Raw genomic sequence first — 23,985 nt, 5'->3', positions numbered from 1 at the left:
CGCGAGGTTCCTTTCCTCATCTGCCCCGCCGAAGCGGGCCGGAATTGGCACCGTGGTCGTCAGCTACCCCGCGATCGCGGGATGACAGGCTGTACGCCGGTTGCCGGGGCTTCGTCGGGCCGTTCCCTCTGCCCCTCTGGATGAGCGGTATTCAGTTTTCGGCGCGCACCGGAACGAGCGCTGCCTCGAAGACACCGTACGACATGGCCCTCGGGCCGTGCCATGGTGGCCGCTCGACATCACCGGAGCGGGCGCACGATTGCGCAAGTGAGAGGATTCCGGGGTGACCGCGCAAGCCACCGCCCCGGCCCCGCTGCACCTGGTACTGGGTGAGGAAGAACTGCTGATCGAGCGGGCCGTCCGTGACACGCTCGCCGCCGCCCGCGCGGTGGACGCGACGGCCGAGCTGACGCGGGCGCGGGTGTCCGATCTCACAGCGCCTGAGCTGGCCGAACTGGTCAGCCCGTCGCTGTTCAGCGAGGGCCGGGTGATCGTCCTCGAGTCGGCGCAGGACATCTCGCAGGAGCTGTCCGACGCCGTGGCGTCGTACCTGAAGGACCCGGCGGACGGCGTCGTGCTCGTCGTCGTGCACACCGGCGGCGGGCGCAGCAAGGCGGGCAAGACGCTCCCGGCGGTGCTCAAGAAGGCCGGCGCCGAGGTGACCGAGTGCCCGAAGCTGACCAAGCCCGCCGAGCGGGAGCAGTTCGTCCGCCACGAGGTGCGCCGGGCGGGCGGCAAGATCGACCCGGCCGGGGTCGCCGCGCTCATCGACGCCGTGGGCTCCGACCTGCGGGAACTGTCTTCCGCGGCCACGCAGCTCGTAGCGGACGCGGGTGGCGTCGTGGACGCCGACGCCGTCCACCGCTACCACCGCGGCCGGGCCGACGTGACCGGGTTCGCGGTGGCCGAGAAGGCGGTGAGCGGTGACCGCTCGGCGGCGCTGGAGTCGCTGCGCTGGGCGATGCAGCTCGGCGTCCCGCACGTCCTGGTCGCCGACGCGCTGGCCGACGCGGTCCGCACGATCGCCCGCGTCTCCGGCGCGGGCCGCGGCAACCCGAACCAGCTGGCCGGGGAGCTGGGCATGCCGCCGTGGAAGGTCCGCAAGGCCCAGGGCCAGTCCCGCGGCTGGAACCAGGACGGCCTCGCCACGGCGATGCGGGTGGTCGCCCGGCTGAACGCCGAGGTCAAGGGCGTCGCGGCGGACCCGGGCTACGCGCTGGAGCGCGCGGTCCTGCAGGTGGCGGCGGCCAAGGGCGATCGCTGAACATGAAGAAAGCCCCGGCCGGAGCCGGGGCTTCTCCAGAAATCAGTCGGTCGGCTCAGAGCGAGTTGACGCGCTTCGCGATCGCCGACTTCTTGTTGGCGGCCTGGTTGGCGTGGATGACGCCCTTCGAGACGGCCTTGTCCAGCTTCTGGGCGGCGTCGCGCTGCAGCTCGACGGCCTTGGCCTTGTCACCGGAGTCAGCGGCTTCGCGGACCTTGCGGATCGCGGTCTTCACCGAGGACCGGATCGCCTGGTTGCGCTGACGCGCCTTCTCGTTCGTGGTGATGCGCTTGATCTGCGACTTGATGTTGGCCATGAGGCGCTCCTGCTTTCACTCGGTGAGATTCGCCGCCGCGCTCGTGTGGCCCCGCGAAAGCGGGTTTCCTCCATGACGGAATGCCGCACGGCAACGAGCGTCAACCTTAACAGCCCAGCTCGGACCGCCCGCGACCGCGTCCGGCGAGGCGCGGATCACCGGGGGTACGGTGGACGGCGGTAGTGCCTAGGGTTCCGTCACCGGTCCGCCCCAGCCAGCAGGACAACCAGGAACCGGTGGGCCTGGTCCGAGCGGCACCGTCGGCGGGTCCGGAAGGCCTGCCGTTCATCTCACGGGACAAAAGCCTGGAGGACCCGGGTTTTCGCGCGCGTGAAAACCCGTAAGGGGTCCTGTGAACACCACCGCTCTGTCCTTCGTCGTCGTCGCGGCCGTCGTGCACGCCGCGTGGAACCTCGCCGCCAAGCGGATCCAGTCCGGCGGTACCCAGTTCGTCTGGCTCTACTACACGGTTTCCGCCGTCGCCCTGCTGCCGGTGACGGCCGTGCTGCTGGTCGTCGAACCGCAGCGTCCACAGTGGAGCTGGCTGCTGGCCGCGGCGGGCACGTCGGTGCTGCACGTCGCGTACGGCATCGTGCTGCAGCGCGGCTACCGCGTCGGCGACCTCTCCGTCGTCTACCCCGTCGCGCGGGGCACCGGGCCGCTGCTGTCGGTGCTGGCCGCCGTCCTGGTGCTCGGCGAACGGCCCGGCTGGCTAGGCCTGCTCGGCGCGTTCCTGGTGATCACCGGGGTGCTCGTGATCAGCACCGGCCGCCGGGGCGCCGCCGCGCACGACCCGGCCGCCGCCAAGGCCCGGCGCGCCGGGATCTTCTACGGCGTCCTGACCGGGGCCGTCATCGCCGGCTACACGCTCTGGGACGCGCACTCCGTGACCGGCATCGGCATGCCGCCGATCGTCTACCTCGGCCTCGGCACGCTCATCCAGAGCGGCGTGCTCCTGCCGAGCGCGCGGACCGGCCGTGCCGAGGTGACGCGGCTCTGGCGCGACCAGCGCCGTGAGGTGCTGATCGTCGGGCTGCTGTCGCCGATCGCCTACATCCTCGTGCTGTTCGCGCTGACGATGGCGCCGGTCAGCCTGGTCGCGCCCGCCCGGGAGCTGAGCATCGTGCTCGGCGGCCTCGCCGCCTGGCTGGTGCTGGGCGAGCGGGACGCCGTGCGGCGGCTGGCGGGGTCGGTCATCGTGCTGTCCGGCATCGCCGCGATTGCGGCGGCCTGAGCACCTCGGGTAGGGATGGTCGGATGGAAGTCCTGAAGAGCAGGCTGCTGATCCGCCCGCGGGACGTCGAGGCGACGACCGCGTTCTACCGCGACACCCTCGGCCTGGCCGTGGAGCGTGAGTTCCCCGGCGGCACCGTGTTCTTCCTCGGCCACGGCTCGGTGGAGGTCTCCGGCCGGGGCGAGGCGGGCGCGTCACCCGATCTGGTGCTCTGGCTGCAGGTGCGGGACCTCGCCGGCACGCTGGCCGAGCTCGAGGCGAACGGCCTGACGCCGGTGCGGGACGCCCAGCGTGAGCCCTGGGGCCTCGACGAGGCCTGGATCGCCGATCCGGACGGCACGCGCATCGTGCTGGTCGAGGTCCCGGAGGGGCACCCGATCCGCACGGACACCCGCTAAGCGGGCTTGACGGCGCGCAGCTGCGCGGCGAGCGCGGCGAAGCCGGGCGGTTCCCAGGTCCACGTCTGCAGGTCGGCGAAGCCCGCTTCGGCGGCTTCGTCGGCCAGGACGTGCCTGCTCACGGGCAGCCACTTCTCGTGGGCCGACAGCAGCAGCCGCCCGCCCGGGCGCAGGACGCGGAACAGCTCCGCGAAGCCGGCCGCGCGGTCGTCCCAGAGCATGACGTTGTTCACGGTCAGGACGACGTCGACGGACCCGTCGGGCTCGCCGGTGCGCGCCGCGGACCCCTCCCGCAGCTCCGCCCGGTCGCCGCAGCGCTCGTGGCAGAGCGACAGCATCTCGGGGGAGGGGTCGACGCCGATCGTGCGCCCGGCCAGCAGGGCGGCGGCGTGCAGGCCGACGCCGGGGCCCGGCCCGACGACCAGGACGGTCTCGTCCGGCTCGAGCTTCGCCAGGTCGACGACGCGGTGTTCGGTGGCGGAGTTGCCGCGGGCCATGACCCAGCCGCCGAGGCGGCCGAGCACGCCCGAAGGGTGACCGAAGGCACGGTCGAGGACACGGCTGAAGCCATCCGGATCCGGCTGGGGAGGTGGTGCCGGCTGGTGCGAAGTGCTCATACTTCGAGGGCACCACGGATCACGTGGGCTCGCATCGGGGATGACCCCCACCCGCACCCGGAGCGCCATGGGAGCATAGAGGTGGCCATCCCCGACTTTCCGAGGACTCATTCGAGTGACGACGTTCGCCGACACCACCTTCACGCCTCCGGAGCTCATCCGGAACTTCTGCATCATCGCGCACATCGACCACGGCAAGTCCACCCTGGCCGATCGCATGCTGCAGCTCACCGGCGTCGTGGAAGAGCGGGCCATGCGCGCGCAGTACCTCGACCGGATGGACATCGAGCGCGAGCGCGGGATCACGATCAAGGCCCAGAACGTCCGGTTGCCGTGGCAGGTCGACGGCCGGGACCACGTCCTGCACATGATCGACACCCCGGGCCACGTCGACTTCACCTACGAGGTTTCCCGCGCGCTGGAGGCGTGCGAAGGCGCGGTCCTGCTGGTCGACGCCGCGCAGGGGATCGAGGCCCAGACCCTGGCCAACCTCTACCTCGCGCTGGAGAACAACCTCCAGATCATCCCGGTGCTCAACAAGATCGACCTGCCCTCGGCCGACCCCGACAAGTACGCGGGTGAGCTGGCCCACATCATCGGCTGCGAGCCGGACGACGTGCTGCGGGTCTCGGCCAAGACCGGCATGGGCGTCGGCGCGCTCCTCGACGAGGTCGTGAAGTCGGTCCCGGCGCCGCAGGGCGACGCGGACGCGCCGGCCCGCGCGATGATCTTCGACTCGGTGTACGACACCTACCGCGGCGTCGTCACCTACATCCGGGTCGTCGACGGCAAGATCACGCCGCGCGAGAAGATCAAGATGATGTCGACCGGGGCCACCCACGAGCTGCTGGAAGTCGGCATCATCTCGCCGGAACCCAAGGCCAGCAAGGGACTCGGCGTCGGCGAGGTCGGCTACCTGATCACCGGGGTGAAGGACGTCCGCCAGTCCAAGGTCGGCGACACCGTGACGTCCGAACGCAACGGCGCCAAGGACGCGCTGGCCGGCTACCGCGAGCCGAAACCGATGGTCTACTCCGGACTGTATCCGGTGGACGGTTCCGACTACCCCGAGCTGCGCGAGGCCCTCGACAAGCTCCAGCTGAACGACGCCGCGCTCGACTACGAGCCGGAGACGTCGGTGGCGCTGGGCTTCGGCTTCCGCTGCGGCTTCCTCGGCCTGCTGCACCTGGAGATCACGCGCGACCGGCTCGAGCGCGAGTTCGGCCTCGACCTGATCTCCACGGCGCCGAACGTCGTCTACGACGTGGTGCTGGACGACGGCAAGGAGATCCACGTCACCAACCCGTCGGACTGGCCGACCGGGAACAAGATCGACAAGGTCCTCGAGCCGGTCAGCAAGGTCAGCATCCTGGCGCCGTCGGAGTTCATCGGCACGATCATGGAGCTGTGCCAGAACAAGCGCGGGCAGCTGCTCGGCATGGACTACCTGTCCGAGGACCGGGTCGAGCTGCGGTACAACATGCCGCTGGGTGAAATCATCTTCGACTTCTTTGACACGCTGAAGTCGCGTACGCGCGGCTACGCGTCGCTGGACTACGAAGAGGCCGGCGCGCAGGCGGCGGACCTGGTCAAGGTGGACATCCTGCTGCAGGGCGAGGGTGTGGACGCGTTCTCCGCGATCGTGCACAAGGACGACGCCTACAACTACGGCAACCGCATGGTGAACCGGCTGCGCGAACTGATCCCGCGCCAGAACTTCGAGGTGCCCATCCAGGCGGCCATCGGAGCCCGGATCATCGCGCGCGAAACGATTCGCGCGATCCGCAAGGACGTTCTGGCGAAGTGCTACGGCGGTGACATCTCGCGTAAGCGCAAGCTGCTGGAGAAGCAGAAGGAAGGCAAGAAGCGGATGAAGACCGTCGGCCGGGTCGAGGTCCCGCAAGAGGCTTTCGTCGCCGCACTGTCCACTGAGGACTCCGGCAAGAACAAGAAGTAAGTGTTCCGCTGATGTGACATCGGCGCCTGTATTCACGCTTCCGTGTGAATGCAGGCGCCGAACCCGTGTTCGACGCCGTTTCTGTCGGTGCCCTCTGGTGTGCTCTGGTGCGAAGAGCGAAAGGAGAGCACCATGACGGTCATGGCTGACATCGAGCATCCCGCCGATTCGGGTCCCCTGACGGTGCAGGACCTCGAGGGGATGCCGGGTGACGGGCGAAGATACGAACTCATCGACGGGGTGCTCGTCGTGAGCCCCGCGCCTGGTCTCAGACATCAGACAATCGGGTATCGGCTCTATGGTGTGCTCGAGTCCGTGTGTCCAGCTGAGTTCTACGTCGTCGGAGCACCGTTCGCGGTGCACTCGGGCGACAAGATCGAACTGCAGCCGGACGTCCTGGTCGGCCGGGACGAGGACTTCACCGAGAAGGATCTCCCGGCGCCTCCGCTGCTGGCCGTCGAGGTGCTGTCGCCCAGCACGGCGATCTACGACTGGAACCTGAAGAAGGCGATCTACGAGCGGCTCGGTACCGCCGGCTTCTGGGTGATCGACCCGGCCGAACCCGCGCTGACGGTGTTCGAGCTGGACGTGGACGGGAACTACCAGCAGGTGGCCAAGGCCGCGGGTGACGAGGTCTTCGAGGCGCAGCGGCCGTTCCCGGTGCGGATCGTGCCGCGGGAGCTACTGGGCCGGCTCGGCTGAGCCCGGCTGTTCCTGGGCCTGGCGCACCGCGTCGCGCAGCTCCTCGACCACTCCGGCGAACTCGGCCGGCCCGAGCTTGAGCCAGCTGCGGGTGCTCACCCGCTCGCCCTGCGGCGGGTGGTCGTAGCGCACCACCTGGGTCTGGATCCGCTCGTCGTCGGCGGTGACGATCCAGAGCGCGGTGTACGAGGTGTCGGCGCCCAGGTGCTGCGCGGGTGCGGTCGTGACGTCGGCGACTGCGGACCACGGCAGCTCGCGGACGGTCAGGAGCCGCCGGAGGCGAAGGCCGTCCGGACCGGCCTGGATCCCCGAGAGGGCGTTGAGCGCCATCACGATGCCGGCGAGGGCGATGAAAACGAGGAGGAAGATGGCCTGAGAAACGTGACCCAGGGAGAAGGACACCCAGGTCAGGGCGAGTCCGATGGCGCCGAGGACGACGGCGTTGCGCTTCGCGAGATGCCGGTGCGCCTCGGGAGGTGAGATGCGCTGCCATTCGCTCATGGCGGAAGTATGCCTGAGCGTCAGCGACGCCGGGGGCGGGGTTCGCCGCGGGTGTCGGCGTGCAGCCGGCGGTGGCGCAGTTCGCGGCGGAGGCGGTCGACGACGGCGTCGAACAGGGCCGGATCCAGGATCGCGGTCTGTTCGAACTGCCGTCTTCGTGGCGGTGCCGGTTCGAGGCGCTTGCGCGGCGTGAAGCACTGCACCGAGCTCTCGACGCCCTCGCCGGTGACCAGGTCGAGCCAGATCGCGTCGCGCAGGTAGCCGTCACCGAAGCGGGCCGAGCGGCGGGCGGTGACGTCGGCGATCTCCGCCCACGGCACGAGCCGGGTGCTCATCGTGCCGGCGGGCAGGCGGATGCCCTCGTCGCCGAGGGTGAGGTCGCGCAGCCCGTCGAAGCCTCGCTTGAGCACGCGGGCGCGGGAGACCCGGTAGACGAGCACCGCGAGGAGCACCGTCGCCGCGTAGGCACCTGCGGTCAGCCAGATGGACGGGCCGCGCACCAGCCCGAGGGCGAGAGCCGCGCCGAAGCCCGCGTCGGCGACGACGAGCAGGCCGATCAGGACCTTCGCCGGGATGGTGAGGCGGGGCGGGGACTCGGACAACGGGACGGCTCCTGGGCTGGACGGGGTTCAGCGGTTGCCGATTATCCGGTCCGCCGTCACGAACACGGCAACCCGCCGTTCGTCGGCCATCACGCGGTCGTACTCGGCCCAGTCGTCGTGGGTGCCGGTGGCGGCGATGAAGACGTCGCGGAGCAGCTTCGGCAGCCCGGCGGCGTCGAAGGCCGGGTCCGGGTCGTCCGGGCCGATCAGGTGGGTGGCGCCGGTGACGGAGTGCCAGTTCCAGCCGCGCCGGAAGGTCACGGTGGCGTGCCCGGCCCGGCGCAGCAGCGCGAGCTTGTGCGCCTTGCCCATGGCGACGAAGGCGACACCGGGCGCGCCGGTCACCGGGTCCTCGAACACCCCGGCGTTGACCACGGAGGAGTGGACGGTGCCGTCGGCGCGCGTCGTGGAGACCGTGGCGAGGCCGTTTTCCTGCAAGGACAGCGTGCGAACCTGCTCGAGATCAACGCTCATGCCCCAAGCTAACCCGGTGGGCGCGCCCGGTGTTCCGGTTTCACCGGGTGGAGTGCGGCCTTGACTGTCCGCAGTGGCCGGGGAAACCTCGGTCCATGCGGCTCGGCATCGCGCACCACTTCGGGTGGGCAGTGGCAGTGACGGCGACGGCCGACCACCGGGTGGCGGACCGCCGTCGGATCGAACTGGTCGAGCCCGGCGTGGCGGCGGCCCCGATCCACCACGACGGCAAAGACCTCGACGACACCGCCGCGGCGGACCTGGTGGCGAAGGTGCGAGCATCGGCGGTCCGCGCGGCATCGGCCGAGCTGGACCGGCTCGCGGCCGAGCTGCCCGAACCGATCGTGTCGATGTCGCTGAGGGCATGGCCACCGGACTTCCCGGCCGACCTCGCCACCCAGCGCCGGGTGCCGTACGAGGCCCGCGCCGATTCGGTGATGTACCGCCAGGTGCTCGCCGAACTGGCTGAGACTCGCGGCTGGGCGGTCCACCTGTACGAGGCCAAGGAGGTGGAACGCCAGGCAGCGGCGCTCCTGGGCCCGCGGGCCCAGGAGGTCCTGCACGGCCTCCGCGCGGCGCTCGGCCCACCGTGGACCAAGGATCACCGGATCGCCTTGGCCGCGACGATCATGGCCGGGAGGGACACCGCACAGCCGTAAGGTCAGGTTGAAGTGAGGCGCCAGGGCAGTTGGTGTGTCCTCAAGGCAGAATCTTGTGCAGCACGTCTCCCCAGGAGTCCATCACCTTGCCCACCGCGGTGCCACCCGCTGCTGCCGCAGTCAACGCCGAGAGGACCGACTTGAGCATCCCGCGGTTACGCTTCTCGGGAGGTTTCTCGGCTGCTTCCGCCAGGCACTCGACGTTGTCAAGCAGGTCCCTCTTCTCGTCCTTGCTCCAGCGTGATTCGGAAAGCACTGCCTGTTCGAGGGCTTTCAAGGCAGCAGCCGTGTCCGATCCCGATTGATTGACGACTCCTGCGATCGTCGAGTCGACGTTCGAGATCGTGCCGGCGAACTGGGCGCCGTTGAAGGTCCCGCCTTCGAAGGTCATCGAAACTCGGGGTTCCGGGGCCAGCTGACCGGATGCTTCCGCGTAGTCAGGCATGCGTTCGCGCACCTCTTCCAAGTAGTCAAGTCCCAACGCCAGGTAAGCCCGCGCCAGTTCGATGGGGGAGGTAACACCCAGGCAGCCGCAGGCTGCCGAACCCGAGACCAGCCGGGTGAAGCCGTGCAGCACTTCCGGGCTCAGGCCGCCGAGGACATCGCTTGCCTCCTCGACCCATTTCTGTATCGGCGGTGACATGACTCCCGCTGTCTCAGCGGTCTTCTCCAGTTCCCGGCCAGCCTCGATCCGGGCCGCCAGATCTTCTGAGAGGAGGCGGGCGAGAATCCCAGGGTTCAGGCGAGCGAAGCGGGGTGCGTGAACGACCTCCGGAACCTTGATCAGCGAGCCGGGTACCTGGAATTCGTGGAGACTCACGCTGATCGAGTTCAGCCCTTCGCTGATGTCCTTCACTTTGGCCATGAGGTATTTGCGGCTGTATGTTGCCCCCGGTTGTAGCGCCTGTCCCAGCAGGTAGCCGCAATCGCTGTCCACATTGAAGCTGACCCAGCCGTCGAAGTTCTCGAGCCCGCTCCACCGGTCAGCTAGGGCGCACGCCTTTGCCAGCCAGCTACCGGCATCGGCAAGACGGAGTTGAAGCTCCGGTGCGACGGCTTCGGGAGCTGTTGCGGGATCGGGCGGTGGTGGAGGTCGGAATCTGGCCCGCTGTTTGGCCATAATTGCTTCGTATTCCGTTGCGGCATCGAAGCTGGCTGGTGACGTTCGTTGCCGGCTGATCTGTTCCTTTGCTGTCCACGGGGTGAGGCTTGTGCTTGCCGCGCGAGCTTCCCGGCTCAGTTTCAGGGTGAACAGTCGGAGAGCATCGCGAACGTTCTGGTCCTGCTCGGCCATGATGTGTCTGGCTGTGGCCCCGTCCATGAGCTCCATGGTTCAGCAGGTCACGGTTTCTGGCAAGGGTGGATCAATTCTTCGAATAACTTCATTCGGTGGTGGATAATCCCCGGGCCTCGTTGGTGGGGGCATAAACAACCGTTGCTCGATTTTGGTAAGAACATCACGCATGATGCGGCTGCTGGGCCTGCGGGTACGGGCAGGCCCGGCAGGCCGTTCTAGCAGGGGCCGTTGTCGGTCCACACCCCCCACTGGCCCGTTGTTCCCGGCTCCTCGCCCTGGGTCCACCACCCCGCCGTCCACTTGTGGCCGTTGTGGGAGACCGCGTTGCCGCCCGTGTACACCTGCGACGCGCTCCACGCCGGGGCCGTGCACGTGCCCGGGTTGGTCGTACCGCCCGTGTCCCAGGCGACCTGTGACGAACGGTAGAAATTGATCGACTGGGCCACCCAGCGCGGTGCCTGGGCGCCCAGGCGGGTGCGGAACGCCGTCCAGTCGTGTGTTGACCACGGGGACCAGCCCAGCTCCGCGTGGGCTGCCAAGCGGGGGAACGCCAGGTAGTCGATGTCGGCCGGGGTGACCACCGTTTCCGCCCACAGCGGGGATTCCACGCCGCGGACCGCGGACTCGCCCACGCCCGACAGGTAGGCGCCCGGGTTCCAGTTGTACGCGTCCTGGACCTCGATGTAGCCCGCCCACGACAGGCCGATCGGGGACGAGCTGTTGTACTTCATGTCCAGGTACGCCTTGTTCGCCGGCGACAGGATCACCTTGCTGCCACGGGAAACCGCCGCCGACACCCCCGCGTCCGACGTGGACGTGCCCCAGAACTGGGGAGTCGCGGACGCGGGCAGCGTCGCCTTCGCGATGTCGTGCCAGCCGATCGCCGTCTTGCCCGTGGCCGCCACCAGGGGCAGCACCTTGTTCACGAACGTCAGGTAGTCCGCCGCCGACGTCGAGGAGGCCTCGTCGCCGCCGATGTGCAGGTACGGGCCCGGGGTGAGGGCCGCCAGCTCGCGCAGGACGTCCGCGATGAACGTGTACGTGACGTCCTTCGAGATGCACAGCGAGCTGTAGCCGACCGCCGTGTCCGTCCGCGGCGCCGGTGCGACGCCGTTGCACGTCAGCTCCGCGTACGACGCCTGCGCCGCGTTCACGTGCCCCGGCATGTCGATCTCCGGGATGACCGTGATGTGCCGCGAGAGCGCGTAGTTCACGATGTCCGTGTACTGCGCCTTCGTGTAGTAGCCACCCGCGCCGCCGCCGACCTGGGTGCTGCCGCCGACCGTCGTCAGGCGGGGCCAGCTGTCGATCTGGATGCGCCAGCCCTGGTCGTCGGCGAGGTGCAGGTGCAGATTGTTGATCTTGTACTGGGCCAGCTGGTCGATGTACCGCTTCACCGTCGACACGGGGTGGAAGTGCCGGGCGACGTCGAGCATCGCGCCGCGGTAGGCGAACCGCGGGTAGTCCACGATCGTCGCGCCCGGGACGCTCCACGGCCCTGGCTGCGCCGTCGCGCTCTCGATGCTGCCCGGCAGCATCTGCCGCAGCGTCTGGACGCCGGCGAAGAGCCCGTCCGCCGTCTGGGCCCGCACGGTGACCGACGACGCCGTCGACACCAGCTGGTAACCCTGCGGACCGACGGAAGCGGGCGCGCCGCTCAGCAGCAGCGCGATGCTGTCGGACGGTACGGACGTCGGGGCGTCGGACACCGGCAGCGCGTAGCCGGTCGACCGGCGCAGCACACCGCCCAGGTAGTCGCCGACGTCCTTGGCCGGCGCCGAGCCGGCTTCCGTGACGATCTTCGTCGTCGCGACCAGCGGGAAGGTGACCCCGGCCGCCGGGGTCACCGACACCGGCACCGGCACGATCGACTGCAGCGCGGGGGTGGCCGCGGTGGCGACCGGGGTGAGCTGGGCGGCCGTCGTGGTGGCCCCGACCAGCACCAACACGGCGAGAGCGCGGCCGAGGCGCCGTGCGCGGGATGTCTTCACCGGGGACCTCCTGGCGGGAAGGGCGCGACATCACCGTCGCGCCTGCCCGGATCGTCGCATTTCTGCCGACGATGGTCTAGACCAGAGCGGGTGGTTAAGCTCGCGCCGTGCCGCGGGACTTCGAGCCGGGATCGCCGTTCGCGCTGCTTTCCGGCGGCGAGACGGCCGTCTGGTACGCGTACATGAAGGTGCACCTGCGCCTGGAGTACGAGCTGAACCGGCAGCTGCGGGCCGACAGCGGCATCTCGCTCGCCGACTACCACGTGCTGGTCGCCCTGACGAGCGAGCCCGGCGGCCGGATGCGGGTCACCGACCTCGCGATCCGCATCGGCTGGGAGCGCAGCCGGCTTTCGCACCACCTGAAGCGGATGCGCGAGCGCGGCCTGGTGGAAACCGGCGCCAACCCCGGGGACCGCCGGGCCGTCGACGTGGTGCTGTCCGAGGCCGGCTGGGAGACGCTGCGCGAGGCCGCGCCGGACCACGTCGAGTTCGTGCGCAAGGCCTTCCTGGACGCCCTCGAGCCCGGGGAGATGGCGCGGCTGGCGACCTCGCTCGAGCGGGTCTTCGACGCGCTCGTCGAGCACGGCAGCCTGCCCCGGCCGGCGGACCACCCCTGACGGCAGTTGCGTGACGTTTCACGTAATATGGCGCTCGAGAAAAGGGGTGCGCGATGGCGACGGTGGCCGAGCTGATGGAAGCCAACCTGCTGCAGGTGTTCAACGAGCGTGACGACGAGCGGCGCGCCGAGGCGATCGCCGCGACCTATGCGGCCGACGTCACGTTCGCCGACCCCGAAGGGGTGGCGACCGGGCACGGCGAACTGGACGCCAAGGCCAAGGGCCTGCTGGACCAGTCGCCGGGGTTCGTGTTCGCCGCGGCCGGTCCGGCGCTGGTCAACCACGACCTGGGGCACCTGGCCTGGGCCTTCGGCCCGGAGGGCGCGCCGCCGGTGGTGCGGGGGATCGACGTCGCCCTCGTCGAGGACGGGCGCATCAAGAAGCTCTACACCATGCTGCTGCCGGACTGAGGAAGTTAGGCTCGGAGGCATGTTCGACGAGCTGACGTTCCCGGTGATCGCCGCGCCGATGGCCGGTGGCCCGACCACGCCCGAGCTGGTCGCCGCGGTGACCGAGGTCGGCGCCTTCGGCTTCCTCTCGGCCGGGATGCTCACACCCGCGGCGCTGGTCGCGCAGATCGACCGGACCGCCGGGCTGACCACCGGGGCGTTCGGCGTCAACCTCTTCGTCCCGCAGCCGGACACCGGCGCCGACCTCACGGCCTACCGCGAGCGCCTGCTCGCCGTCGCCCGCGAATACGACGTCGAACTCGGCGAAGCGGAGTGGGACGACGACGCGTACCCCGCGAAGCTGGACGTCGTGCTCGAGAAGCGCGTTCCCGTGGTGTCGTTCACCTTCGGGACGCCGTCGCCGTCGGACGTCGTCCGGCTGCACGAGGCCGGCAGCAAGGTGCTCGTCACCGTCACCACGCCGGAAGCCGCCGTCCGCGCGGCGAATCTCGGTGTCGACGCGCTCGTCCTGCAGGGTTTCGAAGCCGGGGGGCACCGGTCGCTGTTCACCGACGACGCCGGCCGGCCCGGCGGTGGCGCCGAATACGGCGTCCTCGCGCTGCTGCGCCTGGTCGCCGCCCACGTGGACGTGCCGCTGATCGCGGCCGGCGGCCTGGTGCACGGCGGTGACGTCGCGGCCGTGCTCGTCGCCGGTGCGGCGGCCGCCCAGCTGGGCACGGTCTTCCTGCGCGCGGACGAGGCGGGCACGTCCGAGGCGCACCGCAAGGCCCTGGTCCTCGCCGACCGCGAGACGGCGTTCACCCGCGCCTTCAGCGGACGCCCGGCGCGCGGGCTGGTCAACCGGTTCATGGACGAGCTGTCCGAGGGCGCGCCCGCGGCGTACCCGCAGATCAACCGGATGGCCGGGCCGGTGCGCAAGGCGTCGGCGAACGCCGGTGACCCGGAAGCGATCTCGCTCTGGGCCGGCCAGACCTACCCGCTCGCCTACGACGCCTCGGCCGCCGTGATCGTCGAACGGCTGGAGGCCGAGGCGCGCGAAGCCGCCGCACGCCTCGACCGGATCCGCTAGTCCCGCGGCGCGGAGTCCGTGCGGTTCATCAGGGAGTGCCGCTTGCTGTAGGCGAAGTAGATGATCATGCCGATGACGAACCAGACGGCGAACCGGATCCAGGTCGCCGGCTGCAGGAACGTGATCAGCCAGATCGAGAACACCACGCCGATCGCGGGGACCACCGGCATGCCGGGCGTCTTGAACGTGCGCTTGAGGTCCGGCCGCTTGTAGTGCAGCACGATCACCGCGACGCAGACCACGACGAACGCGAGCAGGATGCCGATGTTCGTCAGCTCGGCGGCCTCGCCGATCGGCAGCACCCCGGCGATGATCGCGGACGCGCCGCCGAGGATCCACGTCATCCGGCTCGGCACCTGGCGCTCCGGGTGGGTCTTGCCGAACCACTTCGGCAGCAGGCCGTCGCGGCTCATCGAGTAGCCGACGCGGGTGGCGCCCATCAGGAACGTGAACAGCACGGTGAGGATGCCGACGATCGCGCCGATCGCGATCACCGTGGCCAGCCCGTTGAGGCCGACGGACTTGAACGCCGTCGAGAAGCCGCTCTTCGGGTCGATCTCGGTGTACTTCTGCATGCCGGTCAGCACCAGGCAGGCCAGCACGTACAGCACCATCGAGATGGCCAGCGAGTAGATGATCGCCTTCGGCATGTGCCGCTGCGCGTCCTTCGACTCCTCGGCCGCGGTCGACATGGCGTCGTAGCCGAACACGGCGAAGAACACCGTCGCGGCGCCGGTGACCGCGCCGCCGAAACCGGCCGGGGCGAACGGCGTGTAGTTGCCGGTCTTGACGTAGAAGAAGCCCACCAGGATGACGACCAGCACGATCAGGACCTTGATCCCGACCATCACCGTCTCGAACCGGGCGGCGCTGCGGATGCCGCGGTTGAGCAGGAACGCGATCAGCAGGCACAGCAGCGCGGCGAACAGGTCGACCTTGTGGCCGGGCCCGGTGCCGGGCGCGCCCAGCATCCACGCCGGCAGGTCGAGCCCGAGCTGGCCGAGCAGGAAGCTGAAGTAGCCGGAGATGCCGATCGCCACCACCGACACGATCGCGGTGTACTCCAGCAGCAGGTCCCAGCCGATGAACCAGCCGACGACCTCGCCGAGCACCGCGTAGCCGTAGGTGTAGGCCGAACCGGCCTTCGGGATCAGGCCGGCGAACTCGGCGTAGGAGAACGCGGCCGCGGCGCTGGCGACGCCGGCGATGAGGAACGAGATGAGCACGGCCGGGCCGACGCCGGGAATGCCCGCCGAGTCGTCGCCGTGCGCGACGCTGCCGGCGAGGGCGAAGATCCCCGCGCCGATGATGCCGCCGATGCCGATGGCGGTCAGCTGCCACAGGCCCAGGGTGCGTTTCAGGCCCGCGGCTTCGGAGGCGTCGGGGATCTGGTCGATCGGCTTGCGCCGGAAGATGCCGGAGCTGCTGCCCAGGCCTCCTGGAGCGGACATCATCGTCTCCCGAACGTCGGTGAACGGCCCGGATCACGGACCCAACGGGGGAACCTACCGCCAACCCCGCCGGGCTACAGCGCGAGCGCTCAGCCCGCCGCGGTGTCCTCGCCCACGGCGTCGGCGGCGCTCGCCGCCGCGCGCTTCGCCTGCGTGGTCCGGACCGCGCTCGCGGCGAAGTACGTGAGCAGCTCGGCGATCTCCTGGGGGTCGTCCAGCTGCGGGCAGTGCCCCCAGTCCTCGCGGACCAGCAGCCTGCTGTGCGGCACGAGCGTGTGCAGCTGCCGCCCCGACGCCGCGGTGACGAGCTTGTCCTTGCCGCAGGCGACGACCAGCAGCGGCACCTTCACCGAGTCGAGCCGGTAGGCGTCGGCCAGTTCGGCGACGAGCTGACGGGCCTGCTCCAGGCGGCTCTTCGTGGCGCGGTAGTCGGGGAACAGCGCGGTGAAGCGCTGCACCTGGGTCGCGTCGGCCGCGTGCGCGTCGGCGTAGAGGAACCGCGGGACGACCTGCTCGGCGACCTTGCGGACCAGGAAACCCGGCACCGGGAGCGGCAGGGACGAGTACAGCCGCAGCGGCAGCGGGTAGCGCGCGACCGTGCGGATCAGCCAGGAGTCGACGAAGCCGGGCGCGGCGATCGAGACGACGCCGGAGAGCGGCAGCCGGGCGTTCTGCGCGGCCCGCAGGCTCATGGTGCCGCCCAGGGAGTTCCCGGCCAGGACCACCGAGCCGAGCACGGCCTGCTCGCGGACGACGGCGGTGGTGAACGCGTCGAGCTGCGGCAGCATCGGGCCGGGGCGCAGCGGCTGGGCGTCCCCGAACCCGGGGAGGTCGACGGCGATCGCCGGGATCCCGGCGGCCGCGAGCTGCTCCAGCGCGGGGCGCCAGGTGTCGGCGCTGTCGCAGTAACCGTGCAGCAGCACCAGTCTCGGCGCGGACGGCCGCACGTGCGGTGCGGCGGCCCGGCGGCGCAACGAGCGGCGCGAGGCGGACGGCTCCGGGTCTCCGGCGGGGTCGCCGACCTCGAGGACGCGGGTGCGGACTCCGGCGTAGCGCCGGAAGGAGACCCGGACGGGGTCCGGGTCGCTGCTGGGCCGGCCGCCCGGTACAGCCGGAGCGGGCCGCTTCGTTGCGGTCATGACTACAGATTAGCTGGCCACAGTGGAGTTCCGGTGGAACTTTGGTGCTAACGACCAGATCTCGATAAGAGTCCGTTGACAATTCACGAACTAGCCGGTACAAGCGGTGACCTGGGCGGGTTGCGGGCGCATCCACCCAGGTCACGGCGGTCAGCGGGTGAAGACGATCTTCCCGGCGGTGTCCCCGTCGAGCATCGCCTGGAAGCCCTTGGCCGCCTCGGTGAACGGAAGTTCCGCGCCGATCTGCGGTCGTACGCCGGTCAGGTCGAGGTACGCGAGCAGATCGGCGAGCTCGTCACGGGTGCCCATGGTCGATCCGGAGACCCGCAGCTGCAGGAAGAAGACGCGCTGCAGCTCCGCGTTCGCGTCCGGGCCGCTGGTCGAGCCGGACACCACGATGATCCCGCCCGGCTTGAGCGACTTCACCGAGTGCGACCAGGTCGCCTTCCCGACGGTCTCGAACACCGCGTCGACGCGCTCGGGCAGCCGCGCGCCCGACTCGAACGCCTGGTGCGCGCCGAGACTCGTGGCCAGCGCGCGCTTCTCCTCGCTCCGGCCGGTGACCCACACCCGGAACCCGGCCGCGCGGCCGAGCTGCACCAGCGCCGTCGCGACGCCGCCGGAGGCACCCTGCACGAGCATCGTCTGCCCCGGCCGCAGCCCGGACTTCACGAACAGCATCCGGTAGGCGGTCAGCCAGGCCGTGCCCATCGTGGCCGCCTCGGCGAAGCTCAATCCGGCGGGCTTCGGGACGACGTTGCGCGCCGGCACGACGACCTGGTCGGCGAAGGTGCCCTGGTGCTTCTCGGTGAGCAGCGTGCGCTTCGGGTCGAGGGTGTCGTCACCCTGCCAGCCCGGCGCGTTGATCACCGAGTGGACGACGACCTCGGAGCCGTCGTCGAGGGTGCCGGCGCCGTCGCAGCCCAGGATCATCGGGAACTGGTCGGGCTTGATCCCGACCCCCCGCAGCGTCCAGAGGTCGTGCATGTTGAGGCTCGCGGCCTTGACGTGCACGCGGACCCAGCCGTCCGGCACGTCGGGTTCGGGACGCTCGCCGACGACGAGCGAGTCCAGGGGGCTTTCGGCGTTGGGTTCCTGCGCGTAGACGGCGAACATGTCCAGAACGTACCGCCCCTGGGACGCGGCGGCACGGGAGGCGCGCGTAGGCTCACACCGTGTTCAACGGGCTTGCCGACTGGTGGGACGGGGTCGAGCTGTGGCTCGCCCAGGCGTGGTTCCCGGTCCAGTTCGTGCTGGTGATGGTGGTCGTCGTGCCACTGTGCCTGGCTGCCGCCTGGGTTCTCGACAAGCTCGTCGGGCTCTTCGCGAAGCGGCTCTCTCCGGGGCGTGACGACGACCGGTCCGACGGGTCGGCATAGGGTCGCGAACCATGTTCAACCGAAGGCGGATCACCGCCGCGCTGATCGGGCTCCTCGTGCTGGTGCTGGGGGGCTGGCTGGTCAAGGACAACCTCGGCGGCTCGTCGGGCTCCCCGGCCGCACCCTCCACGAGTGCCGGGTCCGCCGCGCCCGCCAAGGGCGGCTCGGCCCTGCCGGGCACGGACTCCGGCCTGCCGGTCAAGGGACTGTCCACGCTGCCGCCCCAGGCGGCCGACACGTGGAAGCTGATCGAGGCGGGCGGCCCGTTCCCCTACCCCCGCAACGACGACGTCGTGTTCGAGAACCGGGAGAAGCGCTTGCCCCGCAAGCAATCCGGCTACTACCACGAGTACACCGTGAAGACGCCGGGCAGCGCCGACCGCGGCGCGCGGCGGCTGATCTCCGGCCAGGCGCACGAGCTGTTCTACACCGGCGACCACTACGCGTCGTTCGTCGTCGTGGACCCGGCCCGATGACCGCCGGGGAGCAGGCGAAGGACGCCGCCGAAGAGGCCTTCGCGCGCGGCGCGTACCCGCACCTGGTGAACTCGCAGCCGACCGTGGACAAGGCCAGCACGCTGAGCGCGTTCGCCGCCGCACTGTCCTTTCCGGACTACTTCGGCCACAACCTCGACGCGCTCTACGACTGCCTGACCGACCTGTCGTGGCTGCCGCCGGGGGAGCACGTGCTGATCTGGCCGGGCTCGGAGGCGCTGCGCAAGGCCGAACCCAAGACCTACCTGGCGATCCGCAGCGTGCTGTCGGACGCCCAGCGCGCCCTCGGCCCGAACGCCGGCTCGTGGCGGCTCACGGTCGTGCTCCCGGACGCCTGACAGGGCCTGACTGTGCCTGACAGCGCGGTACCAGCGTCGTACCAGGGCCGGCTGCGAATACTTGCGCGTGACCGAATATCGCTCGATCGACTCGCTCGACGGCACCGCGATCGGCTACACCCATCGCGGTGCCGGGCCGGGGCTCGTGATCGTCCCCGGCAACAACCGGATGGCGCACAACTACGACCGGCTGGCCGGCGAACTCGCCGATCGGTTCGCCGTCTCGGTGATCGATCGCCGGGGGCGCGGGGCCAGCGGTCCGCAGGGCCCGGACTACCGCCTCGAGCGTGAGATCGAGGATCTTCGCGCTGTTCAGCGCGCCGAAGACGCGCACCTCGTCTTCGGCCACAGCTACGGCGGCCTGGTGGCCCTGCAGTCGGCGCGCGCGGACCGGTCCCTCGACCGGCTGGTGGTGTACGAGCCGGCGGTGTCGTTGAACGGCTCGTTCGACCTGTCGTTCCTGCCTGAATTCGAGCGGCTGCTCGCGGCCGGCCGGCGAACCCGCGCCATGGCCCTGTTCCTGCACCGGACGCACTTGACTCCGCTGCCCGGCTCGACTCCGAGGGTCGTGTTCCTCGCGCTCGCCGCTCTCCTGGTGGGTGGCCGGAGCGGCGCCGAGATGCGGGATCTCATGCCCACGACGCCACCGGAGCTGACCGAGGTCGCGCGGTACGACTCCGATGGCGCGACGTACGCCGAGGTCATGGCGAGGACACTGCTGCTCGGCGGCACCAAGGCCCCGGCCTACCTGCTCGGGGTGCTCGAGCCGCTGAGCCGCGTGATCCCGCGAGCGCGGGTCGAGCTGCTCGACGGGGCGGATCACAACGCCCCCGACGAGAGCGCCCCGCGGGCGGTGGCGGAGCACCTCGCCGCGTTCTTCGCCGGTTGACGGTTCGCGCGGCCGGCGTTCGGTGCGGTGGCCGCACCGAACGCCGTACCGGCTAGTCCTGCGGGACCCAGTTCGGCTTGCGCTTCTGGGCGAAGGCCAGGATGCCCTCCTGGCCTTCCTCGCTCGCGAAGAACTTCGCCGACAGGCCGAGCATGTCGTCGAAGCCGTCCGACGGTGTCGCCGGGCGGGGACGGCTCAGCAGGGCCTTCGTGGCGGCCAGCGCGTTCGGGCCGCCCTGGGCCAGTGCCTTGACGAACCGGGCGACCTCGCCGTCCAGTTCCCCGGCCGGGACGGCGGAGTTGAGCAGGCCGATCTCGACCGCGCGGCGCGCGTCGAACGTGTCGCCGGTGAGGAACAGCTCGTGTGCGGCGCGGGCGTTGAGGCGCGGCAGCACGGTCAGCGAGATGACCGCCGGGACGACGCCGATGCGGACCTCGGAGAAGGCGAACGTCGCCTCCGGCACGGCCACCGCGATGTCGCACGCGGCGACCATGCCGATGCCACCGGCCCGCGCGGGCCCGGCCAGCCGCGCGACGACCGGCTTCGGGCTGCTCCACAGCTGCTCGAGGATCTTCGGGAACTCGTTGACGCCCTGGTCGCCCGCCCCGGCGCCGCGGGCCTCCTTCAGGTCCATCCCCGCGCAGAACACCGGTCCGGTGTGGGTCAGCACGACCACGCGCACGGCGTCGTCCACGGCGGCCTTCACCAGGGATTCCGACAGTTCGCGGCGCAGCTGCGCCGAGAGCGCGTTGCGGTTGTGCGGGGAGTCCAAGGTGATCGTGGCGGTGCCGCCCACCACGTCGTAGTGCACCAGTTCGTCAGCCATGACCGACACCTTTACACACCCCGGGCCGTGCGGCCGCTGTGACGCCGGGCACTTGCACGAAAATACGTGCACGAAAACTCGTGCAAGGCTATGGTGGCGGTATGCCCGAACCGCGGACCGCCGATCTCAAGGCGCTGAAGGCCCTCGCGAACCCGCTGCGCCAGCGGATTCTCGAACTGCTCACGGCCGGCGGCCCGGCGACGTCGACGACGCTCGCCCAGCAGCTCGGCGTCACCAGCGGCGGCACGAGCTACAACCTGCGCGTGCTGGCGGACAACGGCTTCGTGGCGGAGATCCCGGAGCGGGCGCACGGCCGGGAACGCTGGTGGCGCGCGGTCGAGCACGACCTGCGCCTGCCGTCGCCGACCGACCAGGACGACCCGGCGAAGGCCGCGATCGGCGAGCTGCACCGGCTCTGGCTCGCCGGGGACACCGAGCTGTACGAACGGTTCGAGCGGGAACGGCCGTCGCTGGGCGAGTGGGCCGACGCCGTGCCGTACTCACGCGGCGCGATCCGCGTCACCCTCGAGGAGCTCGCCGACTTCTTCGAGGCCTACCTCGCGCTCCTGCGGCGCTACCAGCGCCCGGACGGCGAAACCCCGCCCGACGCGCGCCGGGTCGAGACGCGGCTGCTCGCGTTCCCCGCGCCGGCCGAGAAGGAGGACGGCCTGGACTGACGAAGGAAGGCCCTGGGTGCCGAGCGGCCACTCGGCACCCAGGAAACGGAAAACCGCTCACGATCTCCCGAAGCAAGGAGAACACTCAATGCTGCCCTGGGGCAAATCGCGGCTCGCCGCCGCGATCCTCGTGCTGTGCGCGGTCACGCCGGGAACGGCGTCCGCCCAGCCACCGAACGACATCACCTTCACCGGCGCCGGCGGGATCCCGTTGCACGCCACGGTGTTCCGCCCGGCCGGAACACCGAAGTCCGCGATCGTCCTGCAGGGCGGGTCGGACTGGCAGGTGCGCGCCGACCTGCGCGTGCAGGCCGAGATGTTCACCAGCCTCGGCGTCACCACCCTGGTCTACGACCGGCGCACGATCGGGTACTCGAAGACCAGCCGCGACTACGGGATGCTCGCCGACGACCTCGTCGCGGCCGTCGGTGCGCTGCGCGCCCAGCCGGGCGTCGACCCGGCGGACGTCGGCGTCTGGGGCGTCAGCGAAGGCGGCTGGGTCGCGCCGCTGGCCGCCACGCGCTCGGCGGCCGTCGCCTACGTGATCACCGAGGGCTCCGCCGGGATGGGCGGCGCGCGCCAGACGTCGTGGTACTGGGGCAACGTGCTGCGCCACCAAGGAATCTCCGGTTCGCTGCTGCGGACGTTGCCGGTGCAGGGCACCCGCTTCGCCGTCGGCGCCGGGCTGTTCCCCGAGGCGTACTACGACCCGGTGCCGGTGCTCGAACGGCTGAAGCAGCCGATGCTGGCGTTGTGGGGCGACCTCGACATCAGCCACGCGCCGGTCGAGAGCTCGCGGATCTTCGCCGACGCCCTGCGCGCGAACCCGGACCACACCATCCGGTTCGTCCCCGGCGGCGGTCCCGACCTCTACGCGACCACCGACGCCGGGTTCAACCGGCTGCCGCGCGTCGTGCCCGGCTACCCCGCGGCCGTCGCGGCGTGGCTGGCCGACCGCCGTGGCGTGCACGTCGAGACGCCGTCGTTCACCCAGCGCCCGACCGAGCCGCTCGCACCGCTGGCGTGGTGGGAATCGGCGTGGGCCCAGGGAATCGTGCTGCTGGTGCTGCTCGCCGGGTTCGTGGTCGCGCTGGTCCGGCGGGCCCGCTGGCTGGGCGGTCTCGGCCTGGCGACCGTCGCCGGGTTCCTCGGCCTGTTCGGCTGGGCGCAGGCGTCGGGGATGAAGGACTTCGGGCCGGTGCTGCTGGGCCGTCCGCTGCCGTGGCTGGTCCTGCAGGCCTTGGCCGTCGCGACGGTGGTGGTGTTCGGCTTCACGGTGGCGAAACCGGACGGCCGCCGGGTGCTCCCGGTGGCCGCCGGTCTCGTCTTCCTGCCGTGGGCCTTCTACTGGGGACTGCTGCTGCCCTGACTCAGGCCGGGCAGAGCCAGTCCGGGTCGCCTTCGCGGGCTTCGACGACGGCCGCGTCCGGGGCGGGAAAGTGCTGCTTCAGCGTGAACACCTCGGGCGTCGGCCCGTGGTCGCGCAGGTGCTGGATCTTCTCTTCGGCGTCGGCGGGTGTCGGCCGGTAGCCGGCCGGCACCCACCACAGCGCGGTCATCACGTCCTTGACGTGGTGGAACCACTCACGCCGGCGCCTCATGATCGCCAGGTGCCCCGGGGAATACGTGAAGGCGGCCAAAGCCTCCACCGACGTCCACGAGGACATGTTGATCAGGAGCCCGGACGTGCCGCGCACGTCCCACTCGAAGGCGCGGATCGAGATCGCGTTGTCGTCCTCGGTCTGCAGGCGCCAGACGAAGCCCGGTGCGGCGTCGGCGAGGGCGTTGACGGGTTCGAGCGCGTCGACGAAATCCTTGAAGGACGGGTCGTCGATCGGTGCTTTCATGCGGGCGATGTTGACTTCTGCGAGTTCGTACCCCAAGTGAGTGCCTCCCAAGAGTGCCGTTGAGGCCACCTTACGGGCGTCAGACGCCCGTGAGGTGGCCTTGACGGCACGTGATCAGCCGATGGTCGTCGTGGTGAAGACGGGGCTGGGGTTGGGGAAGCAGGAGGTGGGCGCGGTGATGTCGCCGATGATGGTGCCCGCCACCGCCTTGAAGGTCAGGCCGGGATCGCTGTAGCTGGTGCCGGACAGCTTCGTCTCGATGGTGCCGGACGCGCCCGCGGTGAGGTGCGCGGTGATGGTCGGCAGCTCGAAGGTGGCGCCGCCGGCGATCGGGCCGGGGAAGCTCAGGGTCGCGACGCCGTTCGCGACGGCGATCGCCGGCGCGGTGCTGCCGAGGCCGGAGCCGCCGGTCAGGTCGGCGCCGACGTAGGTGGAGTTCGCCGGGATCGGGAACTTCAGCGCGAAGGTGTTGATGTTCTTGACGGTGTTCCCGCTGACCTGGCCGGGCACCTGGTTCGGCGCCGGGTCGATGACGACGTCGAAGGCGCCGCCGGGCGCGACGGTCGCGGGTGCGGTGACGTCGGCGTCCTGGTTGAGCGAGACCTGCTGCGGCCCGATGATCGGGGCGTCGGCCTGGCAGTCGAAGGCGATGGTGGTGGTGGCCGCTTGGGCCGGGACGGCGAGGGCCAGCGGGAGAGCCGCGGCCGCGGTCAGAGCAGCCAGCCGGGAAAAGTGAAGCGCTTTCATCTGTATCCACCTACCTGCGGTTTTGGAGGGGAGGAAAGAGAGCTGCGCAGCGCTTAGATAGTTACCGGCAAGTTAACAAGACCGTCAAGG

Annotated in this window: 28 protein-coding genes and 1 riboswitch; of the genes, 15 read left to right on the top strand and 13 right to left on the bottom strand. The window is 70.4% G+C overall.

The window, feature by feature from the left end:
* Positions 1-13: 13 nt before the first annotated feature.
* Positions 14-147: riboswitch (SAM riboswitch) on the bottom strand.
* Positions 148-283: 136 nt separating this feature from the next.
* Complete coding sequence (gene holA, locus VA596_RS44340) at positions 284-1,264, top strand: DNA polymerase III subunit delta (RefSeq protein ID WP_323335981.1); 981 nt, start codon at positions 284-286, stop codon at positions 1,262-1,264.
* 55 nt (positions 1,265-1,319) lie between these two features.
* On the opposite strand, the gene rpsT is transcribed toward holA, so the two are convergent.
* The gene (rpsT, locus tag VA596_RS44335) at positions 1,320-1,580 is read right to left on the bottom strand and encodes a 30S ribosomal protein S20 (RefSeq protein ID WP_323335979.1); all 261 of its coding nucleotides are present in this window, start codon (positions 1,578-1,580) and stop codon (positions 1,320-1,322) included.
* A 352-nt stretch (positions 1,581-1,932) separates the two neighbouring features.
* Here rpsT and VA596_RS44330 point away from each other — a divergent pair, with 352 nt between their 5' ends.
* Both VA596_RS44330 and VA596_RS44325 read left to right on the top strand, forming a co-directional pair.
* Positions 1,933-2,814 (top strand): DMT family transporter, encoded by an 882-nt coding sequence (locus VA596_RS44330; protein ID WP_323335977.1) that lies wholly within the window; start codon positions 1,933-1,935, stop codon positions 2,812-2,814.
* 23 nt (positions 2,815-2,837) lie between these two features.
* Positions 2,838-3,212 (top strand): VOC family protein, encoded by a 375-nt coding sequence (locus tag VA596_RS44325; RefSeq protein ID WP_323335975.1) that lies wholly within the window; start codon positions 2,838-2,840, stop codon positions 3,210-3,212.
* Here the strand turns inward: VA596_RS44325 and VA596_RS44320 are convergent.
* Complete coding sequence (locus VA596_RS44320; protein WP_323335973.1) at positions 3,209-3,829, bottom strand: class I SAM-dependent methyltransferase; 621 nt, start codon at positions 3,827-3,829, stop codon at positions 3,209-3,211. The genes VA596_RS44325 and VA596_RS44320 overlap by 4 nt on opposite strands.
* A 115-nt stretch (positions 3,830-3,944) precedes the next feature.
* Here VA596_RS44320 and lepA point away from each other — a divergent pair, with 115 nt between their 5' ends.
* Positions 3,945-5,786 (top strand): translation elongation factor 4, encoded by a 1,842-nt coding sequence (gene lepA / locus VA596_RS44315; protein ID WP_323335971.1) that lies wholly within the window; start codon positions 3,945-3,947, stop codon positions 5,784-5,786.
* Between the two features lie 132 nt (positions 5,787-5,918).
* On the top strand, positions 5,919-6,488 hold the full coding sequence (locus VA596_RS44310) for a Uma2 family endonuclease (RefSeq protein WP_323335970.1): 570 nt from the start codon (positions 5,919-5,921) through the stop codon (positions 6,486-6,488).
* Here the strand turns inward: VA596_RS44310 and VA596_RS44305 are convergent.
* From VA596_RS44305 to VA596_RS44295, 3 genes are read right to left on the bottom strand one after another with little or no spacing between them, the layout of a single operon-like run.
* On the bottom strand, positions 6,468-6,989 hold the full coding sequence (locus VA596_RS44305) for a PH domain-containing protein (protein WP_323335968.1): 522 nt from the start codon (positions 6,987-6,989) through the stop codon (positions 6,468-6,470). The genes VA596_RS44310 and VA596_RS44305 overlap by 21 nt on opposite strands.
* 20 nt (positions 6,990-7,009) lie before the next feature.
* Complete coding sequence (locus VA596_RS44300; protein WP_323335966.1) at positions 7,010-7,591, bottom strand: hypothetical protein; 582 nt, start codon at positions 7,589-7,591, stop codon at positions 7,010-7,012.
* Positions 7,592-7,618: 27 nt separating this feature from the next.
* Positions 7,619-8,065 (bottom strand): pyridoxamine 5'-phosphate oxidase family protein, encoded by a 447-nt coding sequence (locus tag VA596_RS44295; protein WP_323335964.1) that lies wholly within the window; start codon positions 8,063-8,065, stop codon positions 7,619-7,621.
* A gap of 95 nt (positions 8,066-8,160) precedes the next feature.
* Here VA596_RS44295 and VA596_RS44290 point away from each other — a divergent pair, with 95 nt between their 5' ends.
* Positions 8,161-8,724, top strand: a complete 564-nt coding sequence (locus VA596_RS44290; RefSeq protein WP_323335962.1) for a hypothetical protein — start codon at positions 8,161-8,163, stop codon at positions 8,722-8,724.
* 40 nt (positions 8,725-8,764) lie between these two features.
* Here VA596_RS44290 and VA596_RS44285 read toward each other — a convergent pair whose 3' ends face one another.
* On the bottom strand, positions 8,765-10,018 hold the full coding sequence (locus tag VA596_RS44285) for a hypothetical protein (protein WP_323335960.1): 1,254 nt from the start codon (positions 10,016-10,018) through the stop codon (positions 8,765-8,767).
* 218 nt (positions 10,019-10,236) lie between these two features.
* Positions 10,237-12,012 (bottom strand): family 20 glycosylhydrolase, encoded by a 1,776-nt coding sequence (locus VA596_RS44280; protein WP_323335958.1) that lies wholly within the window; start codon positions 12,010-12,012, stop codon positions 10,237-10,239.
* Between the two features lie 107 nt (positions 12,013-12,119).
* Here VA596_RS44280 and VA596_RS44275 point away from each other — a divergent pair, with 107 nt between their 5' ends.
* From VA596_RS44275 to VA596_RS44265, 3 genes are read left to right on the top strand one after another with little or no spacing between them, the layout of a single operon-like run.
* Complete coding sequence (locus VA596_RS44275) at positions 12,120-12,629, top strand: MarR family winged helix-turn-helix transcriptional regulator (RefSeq protein ID WP_323335956.1); 510 nt, start codon at positions 12,120-12,122, stop codon at positions 12,627-12,629.
* A 53-nt stretch (positions 12,630-12,682) separates the two neighbouring features.
* Positions 12,683-13,039 (top strand): nuclear transport factor 2 family protein, encoded by a 357-nt coding sequence (locus VA596_RS44270; RefSeq protein ID WP_323335954.1) that lies wholly within the window; start codon positions 12,683-12,685, stop codon positions 13,037-13,039.
* Positions 13,040-13,058: 19 nt separating this feature from the next.
* Positions 13,059-14,108 carry an NAD(P)H-dependent flavin oxidoreductase gene (locus tag VA596_RS44265; RefSeq protein WP_323335952.1) on the top strand — a complete coding sequence of 350 codons (1,050 nt, stop codon included), beginning with the start codon at positions 13,059-13,061 and terminating at the stop codon, positions 14,106-14,108.
* Here VA596_RS44265 and VA596_RS44260 read toward each other — a convergent pair.
* The 3 genes from VA596_RS44260 to VA596_RS44250 form a co-directional block, all read right to left on the bottom strand.
* A complete protein-coding gene (locus VA596_RS44260; RefSeq protein ID WP_323335950.1) occupies positions 14,105-15,559 on the bottom strand; it encodes an amino acid permease in 1,455 nt (484 codons plus the stop codon). The genes VA596_RS44265 and VA596_RS44260 overlap by 4 nt on opposite strands.
* Before the next feature lie 89 nt (positions 15,560-15,648).
* Positions 15,649-16,698, bottom strand: a complete 1,050-nt coding sequence (locus tag VA596_RS44255; protein WP_323335949.1) for an alpha/beta fold hydrolase — start codon at positions 16,696-16,698, stop codon at positions 15,649-15,651.
* A 150-nt stretch (positions 16,699-16,848) separates the two neighbouring features.
* Positions 16,849-17,814, bottom strand: coding sequence for a quinone oxidoreductase family protein (locus tag VA596_RS44250; protein WP_323335947.1), 966 nt, complete (start codon positions 17,812-17,814; stop codon positions 16,849-16,851).
* A 59-nt stretch (positions 17,815-17,873) separates the two neighbouring features.
* On the opposite strand from VA596_RS44250, the gene VA596_RS44245 reads away from it, so the two are divergent.
* The 4 genes from VA596_RS44245 to VA596_RS44230 all read left to right on the top strand — a co-directional run bounded on the left by VA596_RS44245 (position 17,874) and on the right by VA596_RS44230 (position 19,798).
* On the top strand, positions 17,874-18,077 hold the full coding sequence (locus VA596_RS44245; RefSeq protein WP_323335945.1) for a hypothetical protein: 204 nt from the start codon (positions 17,874-17,876) through the stop codon (positions 18,075-18,077).
* Positions 18,078-18,088: 11 nt separating this feature from the next.
* The gene (locus VA596_RS44240; RefSeq protein WP_323335944.1) at positions 18,089-18,553 is read left to right on the top strand and encodes a guanyl-specific ribonuclease; all 465 of its coding nucleotides are present in this window, start codon (positions 18,089-18,091) and stop codon (positions 18,551-18,553) included.
* A complete protein-coding gene (locus VA596_RS44235; protein WP_323335943.1) occupies positions 18,550-18,909 on the top strand; it encodes a barstar family protein in 360 nt (119 codons plus the stop codon). Before VA596_RS44240 ends, VA596_RS44235 begins: the two co-directional genes overlap by 4 nt.
* Positions 18,910-18,976: 67 nt before the next feature.
* Positions 18,977-19,798: an alpha/beta fold hydrolase gene (locus tag VA596_RS44230; protein ID WP_323335942.1), complete on the top strand. Its 822-nt coding sequence runs from the start codon at positions 18,977-18,979 to the stop codon at positions 19,796-19,798.
* A gap of 52 nt (positions 19,799-19,850) precedes the next feature.
* Here the strand turns inward: VA596_RS44230 and VA596_RS44225 are convergent, their stop codons facing one another.
* A complete protein-coding gene (locus VA596_RS44225; RefSeq protein WP_323335940.1) occupies positions 19,851-20,624 on the bottom strand; it encodes an enoyl-CoA hydratase family protein in 774 nt (257 codons plus the stop codon).
* A 101-nt stretch (positions 20,625-20,725) separates the two neighbouring features.
* Between VA596_RS44225 and VA596_RS44220 the strand changes: the two genes are divergently transcribed.
* Together VA596_RS44220 and VA596_RS44215 are read left to right on the top strand one after the other, a co-directional pair.
* Positions 20,726-21,301 (top strand): ArsR/SmtB family transcription factor, encoded by a 576-nt coding sequence (locus VA596_RS44220; protein WP_323335939.1) that lies wholly within the window; start codon positions 20,726-20,728, stop codon positions 21,299-21,301.
* Between the two features lie 88 nt (positions 21,302-21,389).
* The gene (locus VA596_RS44215; protein ID WP_323335937.1) at positions 21,390-22,670 is read left to right on the top strand and encodes an alpha/beta hydrolase family protein; all 1,281 of its coding nucleotides are present in this window, start codon (positions 21,390-21,392) and stop codon (positions 22,668-22,670) included.
* Between the two features lies 1 nt (position 22,671).
* On the opposite strand, the gene VA596_RS44210 is transcribed toward VA596_RS44215, so the two are convergent.
* Both VA596_RS44210 and VA596_RS44205 read right to left on the bottom strand, forming a co-directional pair.
* Complete coding sequence (locus tag VA596_RS44210; protein WP_323335936.1) at positions 22,672-23,184, bottom strand: DUF3291 domain-containing protein; 513 nt, start codon at positions 23,182-23,184, stop codon at positions 22,672-22,674.
* Positions 23,185-23,262: 78 nt separating this feature from the next.
* Positions 23,263-23,895 (bottom strand): cyclase, encoded by a 633-nt coding sequence (locus VA596_RS44205; protein ID WP_323335935.1) that lies wholly within the window; start codon positions 23,893-23,895, stop codon positions 23,263-23,265.
* Between the last annotated feature and the right edge of the window lie 90 nt (positions 23,896-23,985).

The sequence above is a fragment of the Amycolatopsis heterodermiae genome, from assembly GCF_034929455.1.
Lineage (GTDB): Bacteria > Actinomycetota > Actinomycetes > Mycobacteriales > Pseudonocardiaceae > Amycolatopsis > Amycolatopsis heterodermiae.
The sequence above is the reverse complement of the archived record's forward strand: the minus strand, read 5'-3'. Positions and strand labels throughout refer to the sequence as shown.